This is a genomic window from Novosphingobium sp. (assembly GCF_025351285.1).
Classification (GTDB): domain Bacteria; phylum Pseudomonadota; class Alphaproteobacteria; order Sphingomonadales; family Sphingomonadaceae; genus Novosphingobium.
The window spans coordinates 1-11794 of the sequence record NZ_JANXWG010000009.1 but is presented as its reverse complement, the minus strand read 5'-3'; the positions used below and the strand labels follow the sequence as shown (position 1 = coordinate 11794).

10 protein-coding genes are annotated in these 11794 nt (G+C 65.6%); 6 read left to right on the top strand and 4 right to left on the bottom strand.

Annotated elements, in window-relative coordinates; genetic code table 11:
* Positions 1-70: 70 nt before the first annotated feature.
* The 4 genes from Q0R16_RS01265 to tpiA all read right to left on the bottom strand — a co-directional run bounded on the left by Q0R16_RS01265 (position 71) and on the right by tpiA (position 4078).
* The gene (locus tag Q0R16_RS01265) at positions 71-763 is read right to left on the bottom strand and encodes a Crp/Fnr family transcriptional regulator (protein ID WP_295630996.1); all 693 of its coding nucleotides are present in this window, start codon (positions 761-763) and stop codon (positions 71-73) included.
* Between the two features lie 215 nt (positions 764-978).
* Positions 979-2628, bottom strand: a complete 1650-nt coding sequence (locus Q0R16_RS01260; protein ID WP_295630994.1) for a CTP synthase — start codon at positions 2626-2628, stop codon at positions 979-981.
* A gap of 165 nt (positions 2629-2793) precedes the next feature.
* On the bottom strand, positions 2794-3201 hold the full coding sequence (gene secG, locus Q0R16_RS01255; RefSeq protein ID WP_295630992.1) for a preprotein translocase subunit SecG: 408 nt from the start codon (positions 3199-3201) through the stop codon (positions 2794-2796).
* A gap of 121 nt (positions 3202-3322) precedes the next feature.
* Positions 3323-4078, bottom strand: coding sequence for a triose-phosphate isomerase (gene tpiA / locus Q0R16_RS01250; RefSeq protein WP_295630990.1), 756 nt, complete (start codon positions 4076-4078; stop codon positions 3323-3325).
* 319 nt (positions 4079-4397) lie between these two features.
* On the opposite strand from tpiA, the gene Q0R16_RS01245 reads away from it, so the two are divergent.
* The 6 genes from Q0R16_RS01245 to trpD are packed head-to-tail and all read left to right on the top strand — an operon-like array spanning position 4398 to position 11557.
* Entirely contained in the window at positions 4398-6329 is a 1932-nt protein-coding gene (locus Q0R16_RS01245; RefSeq protein WP_295630988.1) for a peptidylprolyl isomerase, read from the top strand.
* A gap of 13 nt (positions 6330-6342) precedes the next feature.
* The gene (trpE, locus tag Q0R16_RS01240; RefSeq protein ID WP_295630986.1) at positions 6343-7851 is read left to right on the top strand and encodes an anthranilate synthase component I; all 1509 of its coding nucleotides are present in this window, start codon (positions 6343-6345) and stop codon (positions 7849-7851) included.
* A gap of 50 nt (positions 7852-7901) precedes the next feature.
* Positions 7902-8993 (top strand): alpha/beta fold hydrolase, encoded by a 1092-nt coding sequence (locus tag Q0R16_RS01235; protein WP_295630983.1) that lies wholly within the window; start codon positions 7902-7904, stop codon positions 8991-8993.
* The gene (gene pip, locus Q0R16_RS01230) at positions 8990-9967 is read left to right on the top strand and encodes a prolyl aminopeptidase (RefSeq protein ID WP_295630981.1); all 978 of its coding nucleotides are present in this window, start codon (positions 8990-8992) and stop codon (positions 9965-9967) included. Before Q0R16_RS01235 ends, pip begins: the two co-directional genes overlap by 4 nt.
* A gap of 31 nt (positions 9968-9998) precedes the next feature.
* A complete protein-coding gene (locus tag Q0R16_RS01225; protein WP_295630979.1) occupies positions 9999-10598 on the top strand; it encodes an aminodeoxychorismate/anthranilate synthase component II in 600 nt (199 codons plus the stop codon).
* Positions 10595-11557: an anthranilate phosphoribosyltransferase gene (gene trpD / locus Q0R16_RS01220; protein WP_295630977.1), complete on the top strand. Its 963-nt coding sequence runs from the start codon at positions 10595-10597 to the stop codon at positions 11555-11557. Before Q0R16_RS01225 ends, trpD begins: the two co-directional genes overlap by 4 nt.
* The last annotated feature ends 237 nt before the right edge of the window (positions 11558-11794 follow it).

Sequence of the window (11794 nt, the reverse complement as noted above, 5' to 3'; positions counted from 1 at the left end):
TAGGCCTCAGCAGGCTTCAGCCACGTTTAAGTTAGGCCTCAGCAGGCTTCGGCCACGTTTAAGTTAGGCCTCAGCAGGCTTCGGCCACGTCCATCAGCGCCGAGCGATCGAGGATGGTCACGCGTCCGCCTTTGAGCGTGACCATGCCCGAATCCGCCCAGGCCGAAAGCTGGCGATTGATCTGTTCGCGCGACATGCCGGCAAAGTTGCCGAGTTCGCCCTGGCTGAGCGCGATGCGCAATTGCCCGTCGACGCTGCCGGGTTCGTTGCTCATCATCAGCCGCAAAAGGAACCGCGCGAGCCTTGGGCCCGAAGTGTAGGCGCGATCGGCCTCGATCACCGCGTTGTTCTGACGGATGCGCCGCGCCATGGCTTTCAACAGCCGCAGTGACATGCGCTGGTGCTTGCTGACGATATCGTCGAACGCGGAACGCGACAGCACCAGCGCTTCGACCGGTTCGATCGCATGGACGCTGGCGGTGCGTTCGCCCCCGTCGAGGAAGGCGATTTCGCCTAGCACATGGCCCGGTTCGGCATAATCGAGCACGATTTCGCGCCCGTTGGCGGCCACCATGCTGACCCGCGCCAGCCCCGACAGCATGATGAACAGCGTGTTGCCTTCAGCGCCTTGCGCCATCAGTTCCTGTTCGCGCTTGAACGCCTTCAGGTTGCCGCGCAGGATGATGTCCGAAAGTTCGGCCTGTTCGCAATCGGCAAACAGGCTCTGCGACGCGAGCGTGGCGGCAAGTTCCGATGCATGCATGACGATTGGCTGCGCCCCCGTGAACGTGGTGATGCGTCGGGCGGCTCATGAGAAAATGCGTGCCCGATGCTGCTGCGACCAGCCCTGTTACACCCGAAACTATCGTCCGGTCAGGCGGTTTGAGCGCAAGACTCGCAGAAGTGCAAGGATTCGTTGACGGTTTGTAACAATTGCAAGCCGCAATCGTTGCCTGGCCGTTGGTGGCAGGTCTTACCTCAAACCAGTCGCGCCTGCTTGAGCGCCGCCGCAATGAACCCGGCAAACAAGGGGTGCGGATCGAACGGGCGGCTTTTCAATTCGGGGTGGAACTGCACCCCGATGAACCACGGATGGTCGGGCCGTTCGACGATTTCGGGGAGCAATCCGTCGGGCGACATGCCTGAAAACACCAGTCCGCCCCGCTCCAGCGGTTCGCGATAGGCGCCGTTGACTTCGTAGCGGTGGCGGTGGCGTTCGGAGATGCTGTCCGCACCACCATAGATTGCCGAAACGTGGCTGTTGCCGGCCAGCTTGGCTTCGTAAGCGCCAAGCCGCATCGTGCCGCCCATGTCGGTATCGGCGCCGCGCTGCTGGAGCCCCTCGGCGCTCATCCATTCGGTGATGATGCCCACCACCGGCTCGCTGGTGTCGCCGAATTCGGTGGACGAAGCGCGCGCGATCCCGGCGGTGTTGCGCGCGCCTTCGATGCACGCCATCTGCATGCCCAGGCAAATCCCGAAGAACGGCACGTTGCGTTCGCGCGCGAAGCGCACCGCCTCGATCTTGCCTTCGGACCCGCGCACGCCGAACCCGCCGGGCACGAGAATGCCGTGCATCGGTTCAAGCTTGGCGGCGACTTCGGCATCGGGCTCCTCGAACAACTCGGCGTCGAGCCACACGATGTTGACCTTGACGCGGTTGGCCATGCCGCCGTGAACCAGCGCTTCGTTGAGCGACTTGTAAGCATCGGGCAGCCCGACATATTTGCCGACCACGCCGATCGTGACTTCGCCTTCGGGGTTGAAATAGCGATCGACGATATCGTCCCAGCGCGACAAGTCGGGAGCCACGCTGTCCATGCCGAAATGGCGCAGCACTTCGGCATCGAGACCCTCGGCATGGTACTGCAACGGCACCGAATAGATGCTTTTGGCATCGAGCGCGGGGATCACCGCTTCCTTGCGCACATTGCAGAACAGCGCGATCTTGGCGCGTTCACCATCGGGAATCGGCTTTTCGCAGCGGCACAGCAGCATGTCAGGCTGCACGCCCAGGGCGGCCAGTTCGCGCACCGAGTGCTGAGTCGGCTTGGTCTTCAATTCGCCCGCGGCGGCGATGTAGGGCACCAGCGTGACATGAACCGAACAGGTCTGTTCGCGGCCCATTTCATTGCGGAGCTGGCGGATCGCCTCGATGAACGGCAGTCCTTCGATATCGCCGACGGTGCCGCCGATCTCGCACAGCACAAAATCGAGGTCACCTCCCTCTTCATCAAACAGATCGGCCTTGGCGAAGGCCTTGATCTCGTCGGTGACGTGCGGGATCACCTGGACCGTTGCGCCAAGGTAATCGCCGCGACGTTCCTTGGTGATGATGTCGCGATACACGCGCCCGCTGGTGATGTTGTCCGCCTGCCGCGCCGAAACGCCGGTGAAGCGTTCGTAATGCCCCAGGTCCAGATCGGTTTCGGCGCCATCATCGGTGACGTAGACTTCGCCGTGTTGATAGGGGCTCATCGTGCCCGGATCGACGTTGAGATAGGGATCGAACTTGCGGATGCGGACCTTGAAGCCGCGCGCCTGCAGCAGCGCCGCGAGGCTGGCCGCCATAAGACCCTTGCCGAGCGACGAAACCACGCCGCCGGTTATGAAAATGAACCGCGCCATCGGATTCGAGCCTTAACGGTTGGGGCCCCACGCGGGCAAGCCGCGCAGGCGCAAAAACTTGCTCCATCCACAGTTCAAAGCTGGCCACAGATGGAAATCGACGACGGCAAGCAAAGCGACCTGCCAGAAGCCCGGCAGGCCCGCCTCAACCCATCAAAACGAAGGTTACTGGCCGGTTGCGCCCTTGAGCGGATCCTTGGCCGGAGCCGGACCAGCAGGAGCCGGACCAGCAGGCGCCTGGCCGGCCGGCGCCGCCGGAGCCGCGAGCGGATCCTTGGCCGGAACCGATCCGGGTGCAGGCGCAATGCGGCGATCCAGCGTGGTGTCGATCTTGCTGGCGCTGCTTGCGCTCACCGCCAGCGCGGCCAGCGCGATGCTCAGGGCGACGAACAGCGCGGCCAGGATACCGGTCGCGCGGGTCATGAAATCGGCCGCACCGCGAGCCGACATCAGCCCTGCCGGACTTCCACCAACGCCGAGCCCGCCACCTTCGGACTGCTGCAGCAGCACCACGGTGACCAGCAACGCGGCGACGATCGCCTGCACCACCATCAGGAAAATGAACAGCGACATGCCGGGTTACGCCTCTTGAAAACCGTGGAAATGGACCGCGCGCGGCAGCCCGTCGTTGGCGGCGCATGTAAGGCCGCGCCCGCAGCTTGGCAAGGCATGGACGGGTTCACGCGCCGCTGTATCAATCCTCGTGGCTTGCCGCCGCAATGATCGGCAGGAATGCTTCGGTGGTCAGGCTTGCCCCGCCGACCAGCGCGCCACCAACGCCTTCGGCCGCGAGCAGCGCGGCAGCGTTTTCGGCATTGACCGAACCGCCATACAGAATGCGCACCGCCGCGCCCGCTTCACCCAGCGCCGCCATCAGGCGTTCTCGGATCGCAGCGTGCATCACCACCACGTCTTCGACCGCAGCGACTCGGCCCGTGCCGATCGCCCAGACCGGTTCGTATGCGATCGCCAGCCGCAAGCCCGCCGACGCCGGATCGGCCAGCACCGGCAGCGACCCATCGACTTGCGCACCCACGATCGCTTCAGCCTGCCCGGCATCGCGTTCGGCCAGCGTTTCGCCCACGCAGACGATCAGTGTGAGCCCGGCGGCGAGCGCGGTTTCGGCTTTGGCCTTGACCACGGCATCGGTTTCGCCATGATCGCGGCGGCGTTCACTATGACCCAGAATCACGAAATCGGCGCCGGCATCTGCCAGCATCACCGCCGACATATCGCCGGTATGCGCGCCTTTTTCGGCGGTGTGGCAATCCTGCCCGCCCACCCCGATCATGGTGACGGCATCGCGCAAGGGCCCGATCAGCGTGGCGGGCGGAGCCAGCGCGACATCGACGCCCGGGTTCCGCCCCGCCGCGCGATCGATCGCGCGGGCTTCGGCGAGCATCGCCTTCACCCCGTTCATCTTCCAGTTGCCCACGATATATGGCCGCATGACTGCGTTCTGTTCCTTCATTATCTGTCGAGCGAAAATCGACACCCCTGCGGCGTCGCAAGCCGCGCGGCTAGCAAAGCGCTCGATGGATTGCAAAAGCCTTGGCGCTTGTGGTTACCCCTTTTGCGGCCGAGCGTTGCCCCAGAGACGCAGCAAACTGAATTGAGGCAGCAAACTGAATTGAGGCAGCGACCTCTATTGAACTTGCAGCCGGGCTACAACCGGCCTGCGCACCCATTGCAGCCCCCGCGATTGGCTTCTAAGGCGTGCCCGATCGATATTTGACCCTCTCCCATAACTTGCAGGCGTTGCCCTACCCATGCTTGGATTCTTCCGCTCCTTCTTCCAGTCGCGCCTTGGCGTTGCCATCACGCTCGGCTTTGTCGGCATCATCGCGCTGGCGTTTGCCAGTGCCGACGTCACGGGCAACCGCTTCGGCAGCAGCGGCGGCGGCGATGGAGACCGGGTGGCCAAGATCGGGCACAGCTCGATCGGGGCAGGATTGCTCACGCAAACCGTGACGCAGGCACTGGAACAGCAGCGCCAGAAAAACCCGGGCATGACGATGAAGGACATCGTTGCGCAAGGCGCCATCGACGAAGTGCTGAACGACCTGATCGAACGCTCGGCGATGCTCGAATGGGGCAAAAAGTACGGCTTCGGCGTCGGTAATCGGCTGATCGGCAGCGAACTTGCGCAGATCCCCGCATTCGCAGGACCCGACGGCAAGTTCAACGAAACGGTGTACCGTTCGGTGATCGGCCAGAAGGGCTTTACCGATGCCGCGCTGCGCGAAGACATCTCCAAGGGCTTGATGGCCAAGCAATTGCTCGTGCCCGCCAGCTTCGGCGCCGCCGCCCCCAACGAAGCCGCGCTGCGCTATCTGTCGCTGCTCAAGGAGCATCGCCAGGGCACGATCGTGCTGCTGCCCAGCCTGGCCTTTGCCGCCAATGCCGCGGCCGACGACAAGACCCTGCAAGCGTTCTACGGCACGCACAGCCGCAATTACCTCCAGCCCGAACGCCGAACTTTGCGCTATTTCGTGATCGACGAAGCCAGCCTCAAGAACGCGCCTGCACCCACCGAGGCCGAGATCACCAAGCGCTACACCGACAACAAGGCCGTCTACGCACCGTCCGAAACGCGCAGCGTCACGCAGTTGATCCTGCCCAGCGAAGCCGCCGCCAGGCCTTATGTGGCCAAAGCCGGTGATCTCGAAGCCGCCGCCAAGGCCGGTGGTCTTGCTGCCGCCAAGCTCGACAAGGTCACCCGCAATTCGCTGACCGGCCAGTCCACGCCCGCGATTGCCGATGCGGTGTTCGCCGCGCAGGCCGGTGCAGCAATCGGCCCGGTGAAAGGCCCGCTCGGCTGGTACGTGATCCACGTCGACGCGGTGCAGAAGAACGCAGGCAAGACGCTCGACCAGGCGCGTGGCGAAATCACCGCCGCGCTCTCGGCCGACAAGCGCCAACTCGCCTTGACCGCGCAGGCCAATTCTGTGGCCGACCGGCTCGAAAAAGGCACGGGGCTTGCCGACGCGGCTAAATCGCTCGGCGCCACCGTGATCACCACCGAACCGCTGCTCGCCAGCGGCGTGCCGTTCGGCAAGAAGGACGCCAAGCCCGATCCGGCAACCGCGCCGCTGCTGCAGACGGCCTTCGGGATGGAACGCGAAGGCCAGCCGCAACTGGTCGAACTGCAGAAGGGCAAGAGCGTTGCGGTGTTCGATGTCGGCCAGATCACCCGCGCCGCGCCCGCGCCGTTCGCCGCGGTGCGCGATGCGGTGCTGCGCGATTACCGCACCGACAAGGGCTGGACCGCCGCGCGCGACGCCGCCGACAAGCTGATGGCGGCCGCCGCCAAGGGCACACCCGCCACCGACGCGATCAAGTCGCTCGGCGTGGCCGTGCCGGCGCCGCAATCGATCGATATCAGCCGCGAACAACTGATCCAGATGGGCCAGAAGGTCCCGCCACCGCTCGCGCTGATGTTCGGCATGGCGCAAGGATCGACCAAGCGGCTTGAAGGCGCGGACAAGGGTGGCTGGTACGTGGTCATGCTCAAGGCCATCGTCACCGGCCCGGCCGCGCCCAACGATCCGCTGATCGGCGGGCTCAAGACCGAACTCGGAAACGCGATGGGGCGCGAATATGCGCAGCAATTGCGGATCGCGATGCGCAACGAAATCGGCGTGACCAGAAACGCCACCGCGATCGACGCGGCGCGCACGCGCCTCGTCGGCGGCCAGTAAGGCCACAGCGCGCATGGCCGGGCCGGAGAATGCGGATGCCGCGCGCGCTGCGCTGGCGGCGGGCATGCCCGCGCTGGTGTGGCGGCGGCTGATTGCCGATACCGAAACCCCGGTCGGCGCGGCGCTCAAGCTAATCGAGCCGGGGCGCGGCGATTTCCTGCTCGAATCGGTCGAAGGCGGCGAAGTCCGCGGGCGCTACAGCCTGCTCGGGCTCGATCCCGATCTGGTTTTCCGCGCCGACGAGCATGGCTGCGCGATCAACTGCGAATGGAAGCACGATCGCGACGCGTTCGCGCCGTTGGAACGCGACAGCCTGACCGAACTGCGCGCGCAGGTCGATGCCTGCCGGATCGACGTGCCGGCGGTGCTGCCCAGCGCGCTGGCCTGTCTCGTCGGCTATTTCGGCTACGAGACCATCGGGCTGGTCGAAAAGCTGCCCCGCGCGCCGGCCAGCCCGCTCGACTTGCCCGACATGCTGTTCGTGCGCCCCACGCTGATCCTGGTGTTCGACCGGCTTTCGGACGAACTGTTCGCGATCGCGCCGATCTGGGCGGGCGCGACCGCTGCTGATCGTGCCATTGATCTGGCCGGTGAGCGCATCGACGAGGCGCTCCGCAAGCTCGCCAACGCCGCCCCCACGCCCGTGCCGCAAGCGCTGCCAAGCCTCACCGTCACCCCCGCGATGGAGCCCGCGCAATACGCCGAAATGGTGCTGCGCGCGCAAGCCTACATCGAGGCGGGCGACATCTTCCAGGTGGTGCTGGCGCAACGCTTTTCCGCGCCGTTCACGCTGCCGCCGTTCGCGCTTTACCGCAGCCTGCGCCGCGTGAACCCCTCGCCGTTCCTCTATTTCCTCGACTTGCCCGGCTTTGCGCTGATCGGCTCCAGCCCCGAAATCCTCGTGCGCGTGCGCAATGGCGAAGTCACGATCCGCCCGATCGCCGGCACCCGCCCGCGCGGCCAGACGATCGAGGAAGACCGCGCCAACGAAGCCAGCCTGCTCGCCGATCCGAAAGAACGCGCCGAGCACCTGATGCTGCTCGATCTCGGCCGAAACGACGTCGGCCGCGTGGCTCAGGCGGGCACGGTCGAGGTAACCAGCAGCTACACGGTCGAGCACTACAGCCACGTGATGCACATCGTCTCGAACGTGATCGGCCGGCTCGACACCAGCCGCGCCGATGCGGTCGACGCGCTGTTCGCAGGCTTCCCCGCGGGCACCGTCAGCGGCGCGCCCAAGGTGCGCGCGTGCCAGATCATCGCCGAATTGGAACCCGAAGCGCGCGGCGCCTACGCCGGCGGGGTCGGCTATTTCGCGCCCGACGGCAACCTCGACAGTTGCATCGTGCTGCGCACCGGCGTGGTCAAGGATGGCATGCTCCACGTCCAGGCCGGCGCGGGCATCGTCGCGGACAGCGTGCCCGAATACGAACAGCGCGAATGCGAGGCCAAATCGGGCGCGCTGATCGCCGCTGCGCGCGAAGCAATCCGCGTGGCGGGTGAAGCGGGCTATGGCCAATAAGGCACGCGGGACGGCTTGACCGCGCCGGGCTTGGGCATAGTGTCCGACCGATGATCGCCCGCATGTTCCTGTCCGCCGCGCTGCTCGCGCTTGCTCCCCTCGCCCCGGCCTCCGTCCATGCCGAAGACTGGTCGAAACACGCGACCGAGCGCGACGTGGTGCTCAAGGACTTCGCCTTCGCCGACGGCGAGCGGATGGCCGAAGTCAAGATCCACGTCACCACGCTCGGCACGCCGCACCGCGATGCCAAGGGCCAGATCGACAACGCGGTGATGGTGCTTCATGGCACCGGCGGCGACGGGCACCAGTTCTACCGCCCGCAATTCGCCGATCAGCTTTACGGCCCCGGCCAGCCGCTCGATATCGCCACGCATTACGTGATCCTGCCCGATAACATCGGCCACGGGAAATCGTCCAAGCCCAGCGACGGGTTGCGGATGGCGTTCCCGAAGTACGATTATGCCGACATGGTCGCCTCGCAGCGCCGGATGCTGACCGAGGGGTTGGGTGTCACCAAACTCCAGTTGATCCTCGGCACTTCGATGGGCTGCATGCACGCCTTCGTCTGGGGCCAAATGTTCCCCGGTTTCGCGCGCCGGCTGGCGCCGTTCGCCTGCAACGCGGTGGAACTCGCCGGGCGCAACCGCGTGTGGCGCAAGATGAGTATCGACGCGATCGAAGCCGATCCGTTGTGGAACGGCGGCAACTACACCGCCCAACCCGCGCAAGGCTTGCGGACGATGCGCGACTTGTCGCTGATCGCCGGCGGCAATCCGCTCGCCTGGCAGTTCTTCCAGCCGACGCGCGCGAAGGCAGAGGCGTTTCTCGCACAAGCTGAATCCGCCTATATCGCCACCGCCAATGACGCCAACGACACGATCTACCAACTCGATTCGTCGCGGACTTACGATCCCTCGCGTGCGCTGGAGAAGATCACCGTGCCGGTCCTGTGGATCAATTCGGCCGACGATTTCATCAACCCGCCCGAACTGGGAATGGCCGAAAAGCTGGTCAAACGGATGCCGCGCGCGCGGTTCGTGCTGATCCCGTCCAGCCCCGAAACCAAGGGCCACGGCACCCACACCTGGGCGGTGTTCTGGAAAGCCGATCTGGTCAAGCTGATGGCCGAGGAATCGAAATGACTGCCAAAAACTATTCTGAACGCCGCACGCTTTACCCGCCGATCGAACCCTACGAGACCGGCACGCTCGATGTCGGCGATGGCCACACGCTCTACTGGGAACGTTGCGGCACGCGCGGCGCCAAGCCGGTGGTGTTCCTCCATGGCGGCCCCGGCAGCGGGTGCAGCCCGGCGCAACGCCAACAGTTCGATCCTGCGCTTTACGACGTGCTGCTGTTCGATCAGCGCGGCTGCGGTCGCTCAACTCCGTTCGCCAACCTCGAGGCCAACACCACCTGGCACCTCGTCGCCGATATCGAGCGGCTGCGGGTTATGTGCGGGCTTGAAAAGTGGATGGTGTTCGGCGGAAGCTGGGGCTCGACGCTGTCGCTGGCTTACGCCGAAACACACCCCGACCGCGTCACCGAACTCGTCCTGCGTGGCATTTTCCTCGGCAGCCAGCCCGAGTTCGACTGGCTCTACACATACGGCGCCAGCGCGCTTTACCCCGAAGAATGGGACCAGTTCATCGGCCATATTCCCGAGGCCGAACGCGGCGATGTGGTCGAAGCCTACCACCGCCGCCTCACCGCTGACGATCCCGCCACCCGCCTCGCCGCCGCCAAGGCGTGGAGCCGGTGGGAGGGCGTGACCGTCACCCTGCTGCCCGATCCGGCGATGCTCGAAGAATTCACCGACGATGACCATGCGATCTCGGTCGCCCGCATCGAAAACCACTACTTCCGCCACAAATGCTGGCTGGAGGACGGCCGATTGCTGGCTGGCGCGGAGAAGCTGCGCGGCATCCCCGGTGTGATCGTGCAAGGGAGGCACGATTGCTGCACACCCCCTGCCGCGGCCTGGGCGCTCAAGCAAGCCTGGCCCGAAGTGGACTTGCAGATCGTGCCGGACGGCGGGCACCTGTTCACCGAACCCGGCATCACCGACGGGCTGGTGCGCGCGAGCGATCGGTTTGCGGGGAAGACAGGCGCTTGATCGGCGCGCACAAACCGCTAACGGCCGGCCCATGATCCTCGTTATCGACAACTACGACAGCTTCACCTGGAACCTCGTCCATTACCTGATGGAGCTTGGGGCCGAGGTCGAAGTCGTGCGCAACGATGCGCTCTCGGTCGGGCAGGCGATGTCGTCCGGCGCGGCGGGGTTCCTGATTTCGCCGGGGCCGTGCACACCGAACGAGGCGGGGATCAGCCTCGATCTCGTTGCCGCCTGCGCCGATGCCGGGCGGCCGCTGTTGGGCGTGTGCCTCGGGCACCAGGCGATCGGGCAGCATTTCGGCGGCCGGGTCGTGCGCGGCGGGCTGATGCATGGCAAGACTTCGCCGGTCACGCACGACGGCAGCGGGCTGTTCGCCGGGCTCCCCTCGCCGTTCACCGCCACGCGCTACCACTCGCTGATTGTCGACAACGTGCCCGAGACGCTTGTGGTCAACGCCACCTCGGATGACGCGCACGTGATGGGCTTCCGCCATGTGACGCTGCCGATCCACGGCGTGCAGTTCCACCCCGAAAGCATCGCCACCGAACACGGCCACGCGCTGCTCGCCAACTTCCTGCGCCTTGCCGGCCTGAAACCCACTGAAATGCCGGTGAAGGAACTGGCGTGACCACGACCACGACGAATGCCGACCGCTTCGACGCGCTGCTCGACGGCGCAATGAGCGATGCCGAAGCCAGCCACTTCCTCGCCAACCACGATCCCGATGGCGCATCGCTGGCCGAAGCCGTCCGCGCCGTTCGCGCGCGGATGATCGCGATCGACGCGCCACCGCACGCCATCGACGTCTGCGGCACCGGTGGCGATGGCCAGCACACGCTCAACGTCTCGACCGCGGTGGCGATCGTGGTGGCGGCCTGCGGGGTGCCGGTGGCCAAGCACGGCAACCGCGCGGCATCATCGCTGGCGGGCGGTGCGGACACGTTGGAAGCGCTCGGTCTCGATCTCGCCAAGGCTTCGGCCCGCGCCGAGGAAACGCTGGCCGACATGGGCCTGGCGTTCCTGTTCGCGCAGGCGCACCATCCGGCGCTGGCGCGGCTCGGGCCACTTCGCAAGGCCTTGGGCAAGCGCACCATCCTCAACCTCACCGGCCCGCTGTGCAACCCGGCGCAAGTGCGGCGGCAGTTGATCGGCGTGGCCAACATGACCGGGTTCGCGATCTTCTCGGCCGTGCCGTGGGCCGACCTGGGCATGGAGCGGGTCCTGGTGGTGTGCGGCGCCGAAGGGCTCGATGAATTGTCGATCGCCGGCCCCAGCCACGTGTTCGCATATGGCATGGTCGCACCGGCTATCATTACACCCGAAGACGCCGGCCTGCCCCGCCACCCGCTCGATGCGCTGAAAGGCGGCGATGCGGCATTCAACGCGCGCGAATTGCGCAAGATGCTGCGCGGCGATCCCGATCAGAACCCGGCCTATCGCGATGCGGTGCTGCTCAACTCCGCGGCTGCGCTGATGGTGGCGGGTGAAGCGCACAACCTGCGCGACGCGGTCGAGGAACTGGCCGAAGTGATCGACCGTGGCCTGGCCATCGCTCTGCTCGATTGCTGGATCGCCGCAGTGCACTAGATGACGACTTGCTTCGCCAACAGTACTGCGCTTGGCGTGAGCAAGATTTTTTGACCAATGGTCCGATGACTGCGCCGGAAAACCTGCGATCGTTATCGGCCCGGCGGACGCAACACGATACGGGGTCAGGCAGCTTGGACATTCTTGCCGATATCTGCGCAACCAAGCGCACCGAAGTCGCCGCGCGCAAGGCGGTCAACTCGCTCGACGCGCTCGATGCACGGGCCGCTGCGCAAA